This is a genomic window from Arthrobacter sp. NPDC057259 (assembly GCF_042668995.1).
Classification (GTDB): domain Bacteria; phylum Actinomycetota; class Actinomycetes; order Actinomycetales; family Micrococcaceae; genus Arthrobacter.
Genome location: NZ_JBHUYA010000010.1, coordinates 36243 through 51526 on the forward strand (window position 1 = coordinate 36243; position 15284 = coordinate 51526).

Below are 15284 nucleotides of genomic sequence, written 5' to 3' on the forward strand. Positions count from 1 at the left end.
TCCCTAAAATGGCTGAGCTCGGGTCTGCGCCTTCGCCGCTGGCTTCGACGAGCCGCCCACGGATCTGGGCTTCTCCCGTCCCAGTGCTTTCCAGTGAATCGGTGACTTCCCTAGGCGCTCCGCCGAGCCGAACCCAACGACGTTCTGCTTGAGTACGACTACGGGTATTTACATGGACGGATGCCGTTCTCAACCGCCGTCCGCCAGCAGACCTACTGAAGTACGACAGGCAGAAAAGATGGTCTCTTTGCCTCAAAGGATCCAATGTCGGCGTTCGATCTTTCCGTAAGGTCGACTTCGTCAAGTCCTTCGAGGAAGCGCCACTTGACGTAGTCGGCGCTGCCCACCCAAGGACACCAGATCGCCGCCCTGGGATGGGCCGAACCCGACGCCGCCGAAGGGCTCAACAGAAAAAGACATGTTTGCGCGGTTACAGCGCACCCCCTTCACGAGTGCCGCTAATTTCCGGCAAATGCGCCGCAGGCTGTGGCACATTTGCCGGAAGATAGGGTTGGGGCATGGTGTCTCCGGAAATCGACCTGCCAGCGAACTACGTGGAGTTGCTGGAGGCTCTAAAGGCCCGCATTGCGGGGGCAAGAGTTCAGGCGCAGCGGACCGTGAACGCTCTGGTCATCGAGCTCTATTGGTCGCTGGGCAGGGACATCATCGGTCGGCAGGAGGCCCAGGGGTGGGGGAGCGGCGTCGTTAGGCGGCTTGCCGATGATCTCGCTGTGGCGTTCCCTGATATGAAGGGCCTCTCGTACCGGAACCTGCAGTACATGACCGCCATGGTCCGGGCTTGGGGGAGCACCGAGAATGTGCCACAGCTTGTGGCACATTTACCCTGGGGCCACATCCGCACGATCTTGGACAAGGCAGCCACCAGCGAGGAACGTGACTGGTACGCAGCCGCGGCCGTCCAGTACGGCTGGTCCCGGAACGTGCTGCTCAACATGCTGATGAACCGTTCGATGGAACGCACAGGTACGGCGCCATCGAACTTCGACCGGCAGCTCGGCGCTCCTGACTCGGAGCTGGCCCAGCAGATGGCGAAAGATCCCTACAACTTCGAGTTCCTCGGCCTCTCCGGCGAGATCGCCGAACGCGATCTTGAGAACGCGCTGACAAGTCGAATCACCGAAACGCTCCGCGAGCTGGGCCCTGGCTTCTCATTCGTAGGCCGGCAGGTGCCCTTCGACGTCGACGGTGACGAGTTTTACGTTGATCTGCTCTTCTTCCACATCGAGCAGCTCCGCTACGTCGTGGTTGAATTGAAGACGGGCAAGTTCAAGCCCGAGTACGCCGGAAAGCTCAACTTCTACGTTGCCCTGGTGGACGACACTCTCCGCCGAGACCAGCACAACGAAACGGTCGGCATCCTGATCTGCGGAACGAAGAACGACCGCAGCGTCCGCTACAGCCTCGGCCGGGCAACCTCGCCCATGGCTGTTGCCGCCTACACCTACGACAAGCTCCCTGCAGCGGAACAACAGGCGCTGCCCAACGAAGGACACCTCGTCGCAGCCCTGGAATGGGCCGAACCCGACGCCGGCGAAGCGTAGCTCTGACGGCCCATCCGGGCCTTCTCCCCCGGCCAATTTTTCGCGCCGATAATGAAGATTATGTCAATCTAACAGGGTTGATTGCGATTGCGCAATGGGGCTGAATGGCGTCATCCTGTCGGAAGTCTGGAATGCCCAATGCTGACCCTGTAGGCCAGCTGGTCCGCCGCCAGCCCAAGCCTCATGGTGCTGAATATGGGCGGATAATTGAGCCGCACGAAAACTCCACTGTCTAGGGCTGCCGGTGGGCTTGCTCGATGGTGGCGTCCGGGTCGGCGACGGCGAACCAGGTGAGCCAGTAGTTGGGCATTCCCTCCGCCAAGGAGGTGTCGTGGCTGATTCCCCCGACGGTCTGAGAGTCTGCAGCGCGTTCGATGGTGGCGTAGGTGAATTCGTCCCCGCCCTCGAAGTCGGTGTAGGCGTAGCCGAAGACCTGCGCGTAGAAGTCCCGGGATCGCTGGTAGTCGCGAGTGTGCAACTCGTCCCAAGTCACGGATCCGGGTTCGCCGTGGCGGGCGATGCCGTGGTGTGCCTTGGCCTCCCAGAGCCCGAAAGTGGCGCCGGGGTGGCTCCCCTACCCATAGAAATGCGTGCCTTCGAGATGTCCTGGCGGCTCCTGCACATACTCGTAAGTGGTCCCGGTGAGCGTGAACGAAGTCATGCTTCAATGTTGGCAAGATTCTCGGCTGAACAATGTCGACTTCCATGAGGCACGCATCGCCGAGGGGGAGAGTGCCTCGCCCACGCCGATAGCGAGGGGACCGGACGGTTAGCGTCGCTCGCGACGCAGAAGCCGGCCGACTGCGCTCAGAAGCGGGCCATCATCGACAATTGGAAGCGGCGCGCCGAGTTTGCAGATGTTTCGCTCCCGGGCGACGATCGGCGAAGAGCCTGTCCTGATGCCGTGGCCATGCTCGCGATCCTGTCGGCCGCTTTCCTGAGGCACCCGGATTATCCCGCGGGGTGGCGATATAGCTCTGGCGCGTCGACACCTGGGAAGATGTTGGTCTCCCCGCCCGCTTCTTAAGCGAAGAGATCAACGGATAGATGATAGCGCAGGAAGTTGAAGGGTCAAGCATAGGAACGCCCCCACGGGAGCCATTTGGGGGCGGCTGGGCGTGGGGGCGTTTCGATGGCTCCCCGTACATGGGGGATCTGGGAGCCTCAGCAAACGTACGTTTTTGGTAACCTCCCGGTCAACCTATGGCTATTGCGACCGAAGCCTAGTAGCGTCCCTCTCAAGTCGGTGGTTCCAGCCAACTTGTCTTTGGGGGTGGCGCTACCTTCTCCTCAAAGAATCGCCCCCGCGCTGGCCTTGGGGAAGGCAATGTGCGCGGGGGCGTTTCAGGGGTGGACCCTCCGATATTGGAGGAATCCGGAGAGCCACGGCCAACGCAAGTTCACGCGGTCCCAATCGGTGTCCTGTGGTCAGCGCAGCTTTCCGCATTGCGGATGCCCCTATTGACCCACTCAAGTCGCGGGCATATTTTGAAACGGATCGCCCGGCTAAACCACTGGGTATCACCTCCGGAACCGCCCCGCGCATGACGCCAGGCCCCTGGCTAGCGCGGGGCAGTTCTTGCGTTACCGGGTCCGCGCCGAGGACCGTGGCGTCGACATCGTCCGTGTTTGGTGGTCATTGTGTTGCCGGGCCGGGCGCGGTCTTCGAAGCCGCCGATGGCGCCGTGATTTTCGAGGAAGCCAGATTTGATTCCGCCTCTGACCACCCGGACACCGCGGGGTGCTTCAAGCGAACCCCGAGCAAGACCTCATGTCCCTGCGACATTCTTCTCAACACGCGTCATCACTTAAGCGGCTGAGTCCCTTCTGCCGGCAGCGCCGAGGCCCGCTCCACGATGGCGCCGCCCACGTCCTGGATAATTGCTTCATGTCTTGCCCTACCACTCCAGGCGCAGTGAATCACCCGGATGAAGTCGAGCATCGCGCGGCTCTTGGACCGGTCCTGATCAGCCACCCGAACCAGCGTGCGGGAGTTATCATGGCCCGGGAGCTGAAAAACGCAGGGTGGCTGGCGTCCGTCGTGGCCGAGAGTCCCGGCGTCAAGAAGCCTGCCGTCCTGATTGTTGATGCTGGTGACGCCGAGCGCGCTGTTGCCGATGTTGCGCGGACCCGACGTTCAGACCCCCACACCCCCGTCCTATTCCTGGCCACCACCGAGTCCTTCGAAGATCTGCTCCGCATAGGCACCCGGCCCGGAGACGACTATCTGACAGCGCCCTTTACGGCCGCGGACGTGGCGTCGAGGCTGCGGTGGCTCACCCGAACTGCGGTAAGTGCCTCGGATCCGGAACTCACCGTAGGAGACCTGAAACTCCGTCCCCGGTGCCTGCTTGCGCGCCGAGGAGACCATGAGATCCCGCTTACAAAAACTCAGTGCTCGCTCCTGGGACTCCTTATGCAAAACCCCGGAAGGGTGATCAGCAAGGGCGAACTGGCCAATCGAATTTGGCCGGACAACAACGTACGGGGCGCCAACAACGTCGAGCTCCACATCTCTTATCTTCGTCAGAGAATAAACGCGGCCGGACCGCCGATGATCCACACTCGACGTGGCGCCGGTTACCTGATCCGTCCGGCTCAGGTGAGCTGAACCAGCCAGGAGCAACCCCTGGCTGGTCTCTGGAACGTCCCGGGTGAAAATCCGGGTCATCCATACTGGGCACGTCCACCCGGAGTCCGGTGCGGCCTTGCATTTCACGGCTAAGGCCCGGTCGATGCTCTCGATGTCCGCGCCAGTTGCTGAGGCTTTGTGAGAGCCTCCGCGTGACGCCCAGCGATCTGGGCAATTGCAGGCGACGCGGTGGGGACTGCATGCGGGAAAGTTGAGAGGCCATGAGCAATCAGAATGATCACATCGGCTGTGCGTGAGATGTCGATGGTGTTCGGTAGCGGTGGTTCGGTGACCGGAGACTGCCTATCTCCGAACGGAGATCGTTCCCTAAACAGTCCATGGGGCGTATGAAGGAACCCACCTCGGCGCAAGCCAAAAGCACCCTATTGGCGAAACGCCCCCGTGCTGGTTGGGGGCAACCGTGTGCGCGAGGGCGTTTCAGGGCGTCCACCAGGGTTGGTTCTAGTGGCCAGTTTCCAGTGTGGAGCTGATCTCGGACGTCGTCAACGGTTGGCCGAGCGTTTGAGCCTGTTGCAACCCACCGGTCGATCGGATGGCTAGGCTGCGCTCTGCGGCTAACCGCAAATAGGCATCTTGCTGGAAACAAGGACCATGCCGGGTTTTGAGTTCCAAGGCCGGCCTGGTCAGTTCTTGTTTCCCGTCAGGAGCGGCCAGGGAACCATCTTCCGGGGTGACTTCAGATCACCTGCCTCCAGGGGTTGGCCGTTGGGACGACCTGGCAAACAGCCTTGACCCGTTGTGGCACCGAGGCTGCGAACAGCGGCCAGCCGTGAAGCGTTTTCGATAACCTGGGCGACAACAAAGATGCCGATGTACCCCGCGAACACAACCACGGCTCCGCCCAGCGACGCACTCCGCTCTTGACAGGAACGCAGCTGCCGTCAACGTGTTCCCGATACGGGGCTGTTACATTCCGGGGATCTGCTGGGCTTCGTGGACTTCGATTGCGCAGCCGCCGGGCATGTTCAGGTGCGGGTGGACCTTGGCCAGCTCCACGGCCTCCTCAAGGCTGTCGGCCTCGATGATGCTGTAGCCGGCGACTTCTCGGGTGCTCGGTGCCGTCGCACCCCCGGCGGAAACGCGGACGCCGTTGGCCAGGGGCGTGCCGAAGTCGAGCAGGCCGTTGCCGACTTTGCCGGCCCAGATGTTCCACTGTTCCATGACGGCGGCCATGTCCTCGGGGGAAGGCGGTGCGGCTTCTGCCGGGGTCATGGGGGCGTGGTAGATGAAGACGAACTTGGACATGGTGTTCCTGCTTTCTTTGGTTTTTCTTGCGGATTTCTGGGGTTGAGGATTTTAGGCGGCTACGGTTCGGCCGGTGAACCCGATAAGGCGCTCCAGGCTTCCGGCGCTTTCGGCGACGGGCTGGGCGGCGGCGAAGCTGCCGCTGGCGCGGACCTGCTCGGAGATGGTCAGCTGGGCAAGGCCCTCGACGTAGTCGGTGAGGACGTCGGAGACGATGAGGTCCTGTCCGGTGGCTTTCGCGAAGTCCCAGGCGTGAACGAGGAGTTCAAGGTTCAGGATGCCGGCCACGACGGTGGCCGGGAGTTCGGCGAAGCCCATGTCGATGGTGCCCTCCGTGCCTCGGCGGGTGAAGGCCTCCAGGGTGGTCTGTGCCAGGGCGGCGATGCGGGTCTCGGGAGAGGCGTCCGGGTGGTCTGTCACGGCGGCGCCGAGGGCTCCGCCGATCTGCCTGAGCGATCCGGCCAGGTGCTCGAGCAGTTCGTGGGCGGTGAAGTCCGCGCAGGGGGTTGCTTTGTCCCGGTCAGCGGGGGTGAGCTTGCGCAGCACGCCCAGGAGCACGGCGAGTGATGCGTCGGCCGAGCTGAGGGGATCGATCCCTTCGGGGGCTGCGGCCCATTCGTCCGGTCCGGCGCCGGCAGCGGTGGAGGTTTCGGCGATGAGGCGGTCCAGGTAGTGGTTCCAGCCCTCGGCATGCGCAGCGGCTTGTTCGGGGGTGAGTCCGTCGTGCACCAGGCGCAGCGAGGTGCCCTCCGCGTCGGGCTCGAGCGTGATGGTCACGGTGGATGCCCCGGGCGCCAGGTCCATTCCGGATTCCCAGCCCCAGGTGAAGACGACGCGTTTTCCCGGTTCGATCTCCTGGAAGGTGCCGGCCGCGTGGTGGCCCGGGGTGACTGTCCAGCGGTATTCGCCCCCGATCCGAAGGTCGACCCGTGCGGCGACCGTCTGCCAGCGGCGCAGACGCTCAGGGTCGGTGATGAGGGCAAATGCCTCGTCGGCGCCGACGGGCAGGTGGATGGTTTTATCGAAGCTCATGGCAGGGGTCCTTAGGGTTTGGGAATTATCCGAATGTGGCTGGGGGTGTTACGGCGGGCCTCGGCGTTGGGCTGCCAGTTCTGCTGCATCGGAGACCAGAAGATCCAGTTCATCGGTCCAGAACTGCTCGACGAGTTCACGCAGCCGGCCCATGCCCCCTGGGTCGAGCTTGTAGAACCTGTTCCGCCCTTCTTTGCGGGCAGCCACCAGTCCGGCCTGCTCCAGTAGCAGCAGGTGCTGGGATACAGCAGAACGGCTCACCGTAAAGTGCGCGGCCAACTCCCCTACAGTCTGTTCTCGGCGCGCCAGGAGGTGCAGCAGCCGGCGCCGATTCGGCTCTGCGGCTATCTCCAAAGCATCCAACACAAGAAATACGTTAGTGGACGCTAACGCATAGCGCAAGGCGTCGGGAACGGGCTGTACCGTGCCCGCTCCCCCACTGCGTGCTTGCCACTAGAGCCAGCTGTCACCGTTCGTCACCTGATTGATGGTGGCCGTGTCGACGACATCATGTGTCCTGGGCGTCCACGCCCGGAGGCTGACAGTCGCTGGGCCAACATTTTGAGAAAGGACCTGACCATCTGGATTCGCCGTTTCGGACTGTACGCCCGGCTTCCCGAGCCCCGACAGACCGAAGTGCGGGTAGTCTCACATCATCTACCACCGCTCCCACCCCAGAGAGGATCCCCATGGCACACGCCGAAAGCGAGATCACCATCGATCGTCCCGCGACGGAGGTGTACGCGTTCCTGGCTAACGGACTGAACAACCCTGCATGGCGTCGGAGCGTGCGCAGCATTGCTCTCCAGAGCGGTGCCCCCGGCGAAACCGGGGCCGTCTACAGCCAAACCATGACCGGGCCTGGCGGCCGGTCGATTCAGGGCGACTACCGGATCACCGCCTCAGACCCCGGCCGGTCGCTGGCCTTTCAGGTCATCGCCGGCCCCGCACGCCCGGAAGGCCAGTACCTGCTGACAGAGTCCGGAGACCGAACGACCGTCCGGTTCATTTTGGACCTCAAGGCGTCCGGCCTCATGAGGGTTCTCGACAGATTTATCACCAAAACTATGAAGGCCGAGGTCGGTCAGCTTCAGGAACTGAAACGGGTCCTCGAAGAAGCCTGAATGTTCTACTGACTGGACCGGCCACACCCTAGGATTGCCACATGTCCACCTATGAAGTCACCCGCACCTCAATCATGCCGGCTCCGGCAGAGGAAATCTTTCCGTTGGTCAACAACTTCCACGAGTGGACCAAGTGGTCACCCTGGGAATCAGTTGACCCGGCCATGCAGCGCAGCTATACCGGCCCCGACTCAGGGGTCGGCGCTGGGTACGCCTGGAGCGGCAACCGCAAAGCCGGTTCCGGCACGATGGAAATCGTTGAATCTTCCCAGCCGAACACCATCAGGATCCGTCTGGAGTTCACCAAGCCCTTCAAGACGGTCAACCCGACCACTTTCACGTTCGCCCCGACGGCTAACGGCACCCAGGTGACCTGGTCCATGACCGGCGAAAACAAGGGCATCGGGAAAGTCTTTGCCCTTTTTATGAACATGGACAAAATGGTCGGTGGGGACTTCGAGAAGGGACTGGCATCTCTGGCTGCCGCTGCACAGCGGCGCGCCTAAGCGAAAAACCGGCCGGCGGGAATTTGGCTTGAGCGCGCTGCCACATTAAGGATTAGGCCCACGGCTACGCAGGGATGTCCACCGGCGGGAACCTCCTGGAAGCACGTCCCGCGTGCTTGCGCCCAAGCGGTTCCGGGCCAGGAACCGTCTCATGGTATCCATCGATCGGTTGCTCTTCCGCGCGGCCGTCGCAGTGACCCAAACTTCGTTTCCCGGCCTCAGTGACCAGCCTTTGACGGTAGCAGTTTGCGGGCCTAGGTTTCAATCAACCAAACGATATGAGGATGGATCCGCGGGAGGCCACGGTGTCATACGCCCCAGCTGACGAAACCGGGAGCGGTGCCGGGAAATACCCAGTCACTGCCCCCGCGGTGCAGGGTTTTGGGTTGCACATTTCACGGGGGCGCACGAAGATTCTGCGGGGTCTTGACTTCACGGTGGAAACCGGCCGGATAACGGGTCTCCTTGGACCATCCGGCAGTGGAAAGACCACCTTGATGCGCGCCATTGTCGGCGCTCAGAAGGTCAGCGAGGGATCTCTCCGTGTGCTCGGCCGGCCAGCCGGTGAGCGCACGCTGAGGCACGCCATCGGATATATGGCACAAGCGCCGGGTGTTTACACCGACATCAGCGTGGAGGCCAACGTCAGGTATTTCGCCGCCGTGTATGGTCTCGGGCGGGCCGACGCCGCAGCAGCTATCGCCGCCGTCGGCCTGGAACCTTTCGCCCGCCGAAGGACCGCGGATCTCTCCGGGGGCCAGCTCAGCCGGGTTTCACTCGCCTGTGCGCTGGTCTCGCATCCGAAACTCCTGGTACTCGATGAACCGACGGTGGGCCTCGACCCGGTCCTTCGCGCCGATTTATGGGAGCGCTTTGCCGCGATGGCTCAGGCCGGAACGACGCTGTTGGTATCCAGCCACGTCATGGAAGAAGCCTCGCACTGTTCGTCACTGCTGCTGCTGCGCAACGGCCAGCTGCTGGCGCGACTCACACCAGCCGAGCTCGCCGAGCGCGGAGGGAGCACTGACCTCGAACAGGCGTTTCTGAGCATCATCAGGACAGCGGAGAGCGGCCCGGAGCCGGACCCCGCGGCAAAGGCGAAGGAGACGTAGCGATGAACCATAGGATGATGCTGGCCACGGCGGGCCGAGTCCTGGATCAGCTTCGCCACGACCACCGCAGCGTGGCCCTGATCCTGGTGGTCCCGGCACTGCTGCTCGCTGCCGTCTACTTCCTGTTCGAAAACGAAAACCTGCCCCCGGGGCTCCCTCGGACCTTTGATCGCGCGGGCCTCGTGATGCTTGCCATTTTCCCGTTCGTGGTCATGTTCCTGGTCACCTCCATAACAATGCTGCGGGAGCGGACCTCAGGGACTCTGGAGCGGCTGCTGACCACTCCTATCCACAAAGCAGACCTCCTCTTCGGCTATGCCCTGGCCTTCTCGATCATGGCTGCCCTCCAGTCGGTGGTGGCGACCGCGGTGGCGTACTGGGTTTTCGGCCTCAACATCAAAGGCGGCCCGGGCCTGGTGGTCATGATTGCGGTCATCAATGCCGTGCTCGGTGTGGCCTTGGGACTGTTGTGTTCGGCTTTTGCACGCACGGAGTTTCAAGCCGTGCAGTTCATGCCCGTAGTGGTCATCCCACAGATCCTGCTCTGCGGACTCTTCGTCGCCCGGTCCCGGATGAACGGGGTCCTTGAATCGATCTCCAACGTGCTGCCGCTGACGTTCTCGGTCGACGCGCTTCAGGAGGTCGCAGGGCATGCCGAAGCCACACCCGCAATGTGGCACGATATCGTGGCGGTCTCGACGATGGTTGTCGCGGTCCTGGTGCTCGCCTCCCTGACGTTGCGACGGCAGATCCGATAATCGAAGAACCATGATCCATCTGACAGGGTAGTAAATTGGCAGGCAACTCGAAGCAAACGTACTGCTGGATGCGGGCTTACGTGTGACATGGTTCCGGAATCGGATAGGGTACTGCGCTAAGCCACCGGGAGAGTCCATGACTGATGTAGTCCGCTTTGGCAGAATCGGACCCGAGAGCTCTCGGAGCAGGCGGCGTTTCCTGGGCCTGCTGGTTTTTCTGACGTCGGTGATGGCGGCCGTTTCGGGTTGCGGGTCGATATCGGCGTCCGATCCCTCTCAGCCGGGGACTCCCGCGGCCCGGGCCGGCACCCCGGGGCACGTCTTCGTTATCAACCTGGAGAACAAAGGCTACGACCGTGTCTGGGGCAGCGGTTCACCGGCGCCGTACCTTTCCGGAACTCTCCGCTCCCAGGGCGTCCTGCTGAGGAACTACTACGGCATCTCGCACAACTCATTGCCTAACTACCTCGCCCAGATCTCCGGGCAGCTTCCCAACGACAGCACCAAGCAGGACTGCCATACCTACACGCCGTTTACTTCAACCGGGGTCGATGCCCAGGGCCGGCTGCAGGGCGACGGCTGCGTGTTTCCGGTCGACGTGCCGACCCTCGCAGGGCAACTGAGCGGCGCCGGTAAAACCTGGCGCGGCTACATGGAGGACATGTCCTCTCCTTGCCAGCACCCTGACCTGGGCGCTCCGGACGCACACGTTGCCGCCGTTGCCGGCGACCAGTACGGCACCCGCCACAACCCTTTCATGTACTTCCGTTCGGTCACCTCCAGCCCTGACTGCGCGAAGAATGTGGTGAACTACTCCGCGCTCCAGCAAGACCTGCGATCGGTCGGCACCACCCGTAACCTGTCCTACATCACCCCGAACCTTTGTCACGACGCCCACGACAGCCCTTGCGTCGACGGCACCGCCGGGGGCTTGGGAACCGCTGACGCCTGGCTTAAAAGCCAGGTTCCAGCCATCCTTTCCTCCCCGGCCTTCCGCCAGGACGGGATGCTCGTCATCACTTTCGACGAAGCCGACGGCGGCGCCGTCGGACCTTCCACCGGAGTTACCGGAGGCACTGAGGGAGGCAAGGTCGGCGCCTTGGTCATCTCCCCGTTCTCACCCTCCGGGGCGACGTCGGACCGCCCCTACAATCACTTCAGTCTCCTGGCCAGCCTGGAGGACTTCTTCGCCCTCCCCCACCTGGGCGGCGCCGCGGAATCCGGCGTCAACACCTTCGGTGCAGACGTGTACCGGTCAGGGGCTTAGGACCATCTGCCCGCCGTGAGCGACCCCGCCGCGGCCGACGATGCAGAGGTCTTTAGCGCCGGATCGGTTGTCCCTCACCTGGGGCTTGGTCATTCACCCTCGGGCCGGCGCGTTGTCCCGTTGATCAGGCCGTAGGAAGCCGCCACCAAGGGAATGGACGCGACGCATCCGATCCCGGCCGGAAGCAAATGAAGCGCCCCGGAATCCGGAACCAAAGCCCAGATCAACGCACCGATCAGGGCACCACTCAGGATCTGCACGACGGCCCTGACCAGAAAATACTGCCGTCGTTCCTCCTCATTCATGAATCGCCTTCCGTAGGACGTGCCGAATCATAAAAAGTCACCCCTCCATACTGCCCCGGAGACGCCCCGCACGTAACCGTAATCGGCCGCCTCCTCGCCCCGCTGCGGCGGACACCCGCCCTCGCCGCGGGCCGTACCGGTCGTGTGATCACGGCCTGAAGCAGCTGGGCGCCGCATTCGAGAAAGCGGGTGTCATGTCACTGGACGGTGAATCCCGCTGACTTTGAGCCGCCGATTAGCGGGAGAGCCCGCCTTTCCCCCGCTGCGCGCCGACGGTTGCACCGGTGCGGGACTTTCGCGCCTTAGTTGCGTCCTTCCCCATGGTCGCGGCTGCGCTGGGGTGAGTACCTTCGCTTCGGGCCGCAACGAGCCGTCCACGGATCTGGGCTTCGTTTGCCCCGGTGTTCTCCAACGAGTCCGCGAACTTCCCCAGATGATCAACTGATCCGTACCCGGCGCCTGACGCGGTTTCTGCCTTTAGGCCTTGGTCTTTGAGCCGGCTGCTGTCGTTACCTGTAACCCGATCCTCGATTTCGCGCCCGACGCTTTCCAAACGGGTGAAGAGTTCTTTCTCGGCCAGTTCGTACCGCTGTTCCATCGGGGTCCGTTCCGAGCCCGTGAAGCCGGCCTCAGCCAGGAGTTTGGTTTCGTGCATCTCTTTTGCGGCCTGAACGAAGCCAGGGTCTTCGAAGTGTTCGATGCCAGCACCATTCACGTTTTCAGCTGTCTCCTTTCGGAGCTGGTGGATGTCGGGGCCGTTGATGCCGTCCTTGCCGATGAGGAAGAGACGTTCCTTCACGGTGGCGTCCGCGGCTTCTACCGCTGCGGGGGTTTTCGCCGCGTGGGCGGTCTGCAGGGCGGCCGCGAGTTCGGGGTTGGCCAGGTATTCGACGGGGACCTGGTGGCGTTCCATTTCGGGTGCGAGCACAGCTGCTTGGGCGCGGAGGTCTTCGATGCTGGCTGCGGCCAGGAGGCTCATGGCCTTCTCGTGCTCGGCGGCGGCGTCCCGGGTTTCTTGCTGGCTGCGCGCAAGCGCGTCCTGCCGTGTGCTGTCGGTTGCGGCGTTCTGGATGCCAGCTTCGAGGGAGGCGGCGTTCGTTGCGACGTCGCGGGTGTCGATGCCGTACCGGTTGAGGACTTCCTGCCGGATCTTCTCCGAAGCGGCCAGGGCCGCGGGGTCGTGATTCTTCCACGATTCAGCCGCGGTGTACGCCGTGGCGATGTCCCGCGGCTGGGCCTTGTCCCACCATTGGCCTTTGTTGACCGGGGCGAGGGCCGCGCGTGCTGCGCTGCGCTCGGCTGTGAGGCGGGCGTTCGCCTCGTAGGCTGCCTGGGTGGCTGCGTGTTCTTCCTGGCGCTGGGATTCCTGCCGGCGACGGGCCAGCGTTTCGGCAATGCGTGAGCCGATCATCAGCGACTGCCGGAGGCCGCCGTCGACAACGTCATCCATTCCATCAGCGTCACTCATCGTGTTCCCCTTTGCACTAGGTGGTATCCGTCTTATCGGTCCAGGCCCGGCCCGGTGTCGCGTCGGCTGGGTTGGAAGCTCTTCGCTGGAGTCGCCGGAGTCGGTGTGTGTGGCACTGCCGAACCTGGACGGATCGGCACCACTCCGCGCCGGGCAATATCGACGGCTCTGGCCGGCGCGGCAGCTCCGGTCGCGGCTTGCTGTTCGGCGCCTACCAGGACCGGTTTCGGCATGGTCGCGGTGAACGGTGCCAGCTGCTGCTCGACGACTGCCCGGATGCGCTGGGCCTCACGCGTTCGTCCGGACTGCTGGTGCATTTCGTAGACCACAAACGCGGTGTTGATCAGCTGGACCATGAGGGCTGTCTGCGCCGCAGACTTGTTCTTGCTTGAGGCTGCCATGAACAACATGGCAGCGCCCGCAATGGAGGGCAGGGCGACCGGCTTGCCGTGCTGGCGCGGCGACCGGAGCTGGGCCGTGCGGGACAGTTCCGCGGCGGTGGCGGCGAGCGGTCCGGGTGTTGTTTCGAGCCGGTGCGACCATGCTGCGAAGGCGCCGGAGACGTCTCGTGCTGCTTTCGCCCAGGTCGCGTGGTCGTCGCGGGGAATGGACCGCAACTGGTCTGCCAGTGCGGTCGCATTACGGGTGTATTCGACCCACATCTTTTCCGGCGGTGTTCCGTTCTCGGGACCCGTCTTCGACACGGTGCGGCGGTTGCGGGCTGCCGCGTTCCACTCTGCTGCAGCGGCCGTGGCCAGCTGAGGTGAGTCCATCCAGTTCTCACGCAGGGCGCCTAGCTTCAGGTCCGAGGCGAGGGTCCCGCCGCCGAACCAGATGGGCCGCTGTCCGGGCGTGGGTCGTTCGGCCACGGAGTAGCCGACGATGACGTCCGTGGTGTTCTTTGCGTAGCGCGGGCGCACGAGCAACCCGGTGTCGCGGGCCCGGCGGACGAACTCATCTTCGGTCGCTGAAGCGCTGGCACTGGCGCGTACCTTTCGTGCCAGAGAGGCCCGGTGCATCTCGCGTTCGTCGCGGACAGCGGTGGCCTTCTCGGCGCGGTCGTAGCCGCGGGTGGCGTGCACGCTGGAGAGCTGTTCGAGGCCGTACTTGACCTCCAGCTCACGGCAGGTCTGCTGTGCCTTTTTGTAGTCGCCGTGCGTCGATGCTTTGGTGCCGTCTTCGCGGATCAGGGACACAGCCAGGTGGATGTGGTGGTTGCCGTTCTCGCTTGTGCCGTGGTTGATCGCTGCCCACCGGCACTGTGCCTTGCCGCTGGCTTCGGTGAACCCCATAGCGTCCACGAAGTCGTTGGCGATATCCCCCCACTGCTGGTCCGTCAGCGAGCCTTCCTCGGCGCGCAAGCTCAACGAACAGTGCCACACGCTGGCGTCCTTGTAGCCGACGTGAATGCGTTCCTTCTTGGACGCATCCCACTGCATGTCTTTGATCTGCACGGACACCCCGTACGCCTTGCGCGGCTGGTCCAGGTGTTTCGCAATAGCCAGGGCGTCGTCACGGTCCAGGACACCGTCGTCGTACCACGCCATGATCGCGGCGTCGCCGGCGACCAGGTGCGGATCGGTGTGTGCGTTCTTCGTCTTGTTCTCATCGGTCGACGCGAGGTAGACCATGAGGCCGCTCATCCGGGAGCCGCGCGTGATGTTCGGGATCATCCCTGCATCAGCCCTTCGATGGTCAGGTCAATACGCATCGCTACGGACCGGATGTGCTTCAGCGCTTCCCGCGCTTCGGCAGGGAACTCGCTGGTCGCGTTGGCCTGTCGCGCGAGCTGGTTGATGTTGTTGGATGAACGAGCCAGGAGATTGTGCAGAGACATCAGCTCGGCGATAGCGGCGCGCCGCTCCACCGTTGTTTCCTGCGCGTCGGAAAGTGCGGAACTGATCAGCAGATTCGGGACGGTCACTTTGTCCCGGGCGGCGCGGGCAACCAGAGCCGCTTCCTCTTCGGCAGTGACCCACAGGTCACGGCGCTTCTTCGTCCCTGCGGGCGAATTCTCGCGGCGGCGGCGCGTCAGATTGAAACGGCGGGGAGCTTGCTCATCCGACATCCAATCCATCCCTTCCATGCCCAGCGCAGCGACCCCGAGACCGGGGACCACACTGACAAGTGTGCCGCACTCGACCGTCAGCGTCGAGCGCGGCAACCATTTACACCCGTGTAAGTGTATAGCTTGCTCCGTCAGACCGACTTTTCGCTTCTGAGTCACCCGGGCGGAGGTGACCGTCCAGCCA

The 15284-nt window shown here is 63.4% G+C and carries 15 protein-coding genes and 1 pseudogene; 8 read left to right on the top strand and 8 right to left on the bottom strand.

Translation table 11 applies throughout. From position 1 onward, the window contains the following. Window positions 1-518 precede the first annotated feature (518 nt). Window positions 519-1562 carry a YhcG family protein gene (locus ACFUCU_RS15405; protein ID WP_377973352.1) on the top strand — a complete coding sequence of 348 codons (1044 nt, stop codon included), beginning with the start codon at window positions 519-521 and terminating at the stop codon, window positions 1560-1562. A gap of 232 nt (window positions 1563-1794) precedes the next feature. Here the strand turns inward: ACFUCU_RS15405 and ACFUCU_RS15410 are convergent, their stop codons facing one another. After that, window positions 1795-2055 (bottom strand): VOC family protein, encoded by a 261-nt coding sequence (locus ACFUCU_RS15410; RefSeq protein WP_377973353.1) that lies wholly within the window; start codon window positions 2053-2055, stop codon window positions 1795-1797. Between the two features lie 282 nt (window positions 2056-2337). Here ACFUCU_RS15410 and ACFUCU_RS15415 point away from each other — a divergent pair. Together ACFUCU_RS15415 and ACFUCU_RS15420 are read left to right on the top strand one after the other, a co-directional pair. Continuing rightward, window positions 2338-2589 (top strand): annotated as a pseudogene (locus ACFUCU_RS15415) (DUF6221 family protein); the annotation flags it as partial. A gap of 888 nt (window positions 2590-3477) precedes the next feature. Continuing rightward, the gene (locus ACFUCU_RS15420; RefSeq protein ID WP_377973354.1) at window positions 3478-4173 is read left to right on the top strand and encodes a response regulator transcription factor; all 696 of its coding nucleotides are present in this window, start codon (window positions 3478-3480) and stop codon (window positions 4171-4173) included. Window positions 4174-5121: 948 nt separating this feature from the next. On the opposite strand, the gene ACFUCU_RS15425 is transcribed toward ACFUCU_RS15420, so the two are convergent. Genes ACFUCU_RS15425 through ACFUCU_RS15435 form a run of 3 tightly spaced genes read right to left on the bottom strand, consistent with a single transcriptional unit; the run spans window position 5122 to window position 6846 of the window. Then, entirely contained in the window at window positions 5122-5460 is a 339-nt protein-coding gene (locus ACFUCU_RS15425; protein WP_377973355.1) for a YciI family protein, read from the bottom strand. A gap of 51 nt (window positions 5461-5511) precedes the next feature. Beyond that, complete coding sequence (locus tag ACFUCU_RS15430) at window positions 5512-6492, bottom strand: TIGR03086 family metal-binding protein (RefSeq protein WP_377973356.1); 981 nt, start codon at window positions 6490-6492, stop codon at window positions 5512-5514. A gap of 48 nt (window positions 6493-6540) precedes the next feature. Continuing rightward, on the bottom strand, window positions 6541-6846 hold the full coding sequence (locus tag ACFUCU_RS15435; RefSeq protein ID WP_377973357.1) for an ArsR/SmtB family transcription factor: 306 nt from the start codon (window positions 6844-6846) through the stop codon (window positions 6541-6543). 335 nt (window positions 6847-7181) lie between these two features. On the opposite strand from ACFUCU_RS15435, the gene ACFUCU_RS15440 reads away from it, so the two are divergent. The 5 genes from ACFUCU_RS15440 (at window position 7182) to ACFUCU_RS15460 (ending at window position 11259) form a co-directional block, all read left to right on the top strand. After that, window positions 7182-7616, top strand: a complete 435-nt coding sequence (locus ACFUCU_RS15440; RefSeq protein ID WP_377973358.1) for an SRPBCC family protein — start codon at window positions 7182-7184, stop codon at window positions 7614-7616. A gap of 41 nt (window positions 7617-7657) precedes the next feature. Then, window positions 7658-8122: an SRPBCC family protein gene (locus ACFUCU_RS15445; protein WP_377973359.1), complete on the top strand. Its 465-nt coding sequence runs from the start codon at window positions 7658-7660 to the stop codon at window positions 8120-8122. Window positions 8123-8493: 371 nt separating this feature from the next. Continuing rightward, on the top strand, window positions 8494-9234 hold the full coding sequence (locus ACFUCU_RS15450) for an ABC transporter ATP-binding protein (protein WP_377973405.1): 741 nt from the start codon (window positions 8494-8496) through the stop codon (window positions 9232-9234). Window positions 9235-9248: 14 nt separating this feature from the next. After that, the gene (locus ACFUCU_RS15455) at window positions 9249-9992 is read left to right on the top strand and encodes an ABC transporter permease (protein WP_377973360.1); all 744 of its coding nucleotides are present in this window, start codon (window positions 9249-9251) and stop codon (window positions 9990-9992) included. A 229-nt stretch (window positions 9993-10221) separates the two neighbouring features. Next, window positions 10222-11259 (top strand): alkaline phosphatase family protein, encoded by a 1038-nt coding sequence (locus tag ACFUCU_RS15460; protein ID WP_377973361.1) that lies wholly within the window; start codon window positions 10222-10224, stop codon window positions 11257-11259. Between the two features lie 89 nt (window positions 11260-11348). On the opposite strand, the gene ACFUCU_RS15465 is transcribed toward ACFUCU_RS15460, so the two are convergent. The 4 genes from ACFUCU_RS15465 to mobC all read right to left on the bottom strand — a co-directional run bounded on the left by ACFUCU_RS15465 (window position 11349) and on the right by mobC (window position 15100). Next, window positions 11349-11564, bottom strand: coding sequence for a hypothetical protein (locus ACFUCU_RS15465; protein ID WP_377973362.1), 216 nt, complete (start codon window positions 11562-11564; stop codon window positions 11349-11351). 235 nt (window positions 11565-11799) lie between these two features. Then, window positions 11800-13032, bottom strand: a complete 1233-nt coding sequence (locus tag ACFUCU_RS15470; RefSeq protein ID WP_377973363.1) for a hypothetical protein — start codon at window positions 13030-13032, stop codon at window positions 11800-11802. 32 nt (window positions 13033-13064) lie between these two features. After that, window positions 13065-14705 carry a relaxase/mobilization nuclease domain-containing protein gene (locus ACFUCU_RS15475; RefSeq protein WP_377973364.1) on the bottom strand — a complete coding sequence of 547 codons (1641 nt, stop codon included), beginning with the start codon at window positions 14703-14705 and terminating at the stop codon, window positions 13065-13067. Further along, entirely contained in the window at window positions 14702-15100 is a 399-nt protein-coding gene (mobC, locus tag ACFUCU_RS15480; RefSeq protein ID WP_377973365.1) for a plasmid mobilization relaxosome protein MobC, read from the bottom strand. The genes ACFUCU_RS15475 and mobC overlap by 4 nt, the downstream gene beginning before the upstream one ends. Between the last annotated feature and the right edge of the window lie 184 nt (window positions 15101-15284).

Bases quoted from the DNA above. Each gene is read 5' to 3' on its own strand.
- ACFUCU_RS15405 (WP_377973352.1), top strand. From the start codon at position 519: ATGGTGTCTCCGGAAATCGACCTGCCAGCGAACTACGTGGAGTTGCTG.
- ACFUCU_RS15425 (WP_377973355.1), bottom strand. From the start codon at position 5,460: ATGTCCAAGTTCGTCTTCATCTACCACGCCCCCATGACCCCGGCAGAA.
- ACFUCU_RS15430 (WP_377973356.1), bottom strand. From the start codon at position 6,492: ATGAGCTTCGATAAAACCATCCACCTGCCCGTCGGCGCCGACGAGGCA.
- ACFUCU_RS15440 (WP_377973358.1), top strand. From the start codon at position 7,182: ATGGCACACGCCGAAAGCGAGATCACCATCGATCGTCCCGCGACGGAG.
- ACFUCU_RS15445 (WP_377973359.1), top strand. From the start codon at position 7,658: ATGTCCACCTATGAAGTCACCCGCACCTCAATCATGCCGGCTCCGGCA.
- ACFUCU_RS15455 (WP_377973360.1), top strand. From the start codon at position 9,249: ATGATGCTGGCCACGGCGGGCCGAGTCCTGGATCAGCTTCGCCACGAC.
- ACFUCU_RS15460 (WP_377973361.1), top strand. From the start codon at position 10,222: ATGGCGGCCGTTTCGGGTTGCGGGTCGATATCGGCGTCCGATCCCTCT.
- ACFUCU_RS15465 (WP_377973362.1), bottom strand. From the start codon at position 11,564: ATGAATGAGGAGGAACGACGGCAGTATTTTCTGGTCAGGGCCGTCGTG.
- ACFUCU_RS15470 (WP_377973363.1), bottom strand. From the start codon at position 13,032: ATGAGTGACGCTGATGGAATGGATGACGTTGTCGACGGCGGCCTCCGG.
- ACFUCU_RS15475 (WP_377973364.1), bottom strand. From the start codon at position 14,705: ATGATCCCGAACATCACGCGCGGCTCCCGGATGAGCGGCCTCATGGTC.
- mobC (WP_377973365.1), bottom strand. From the start codon at position 15,100: ATGTCGGATGAGCAAGCTCCCCGCCGTTTCAATCTGACGCGCCGCCGC.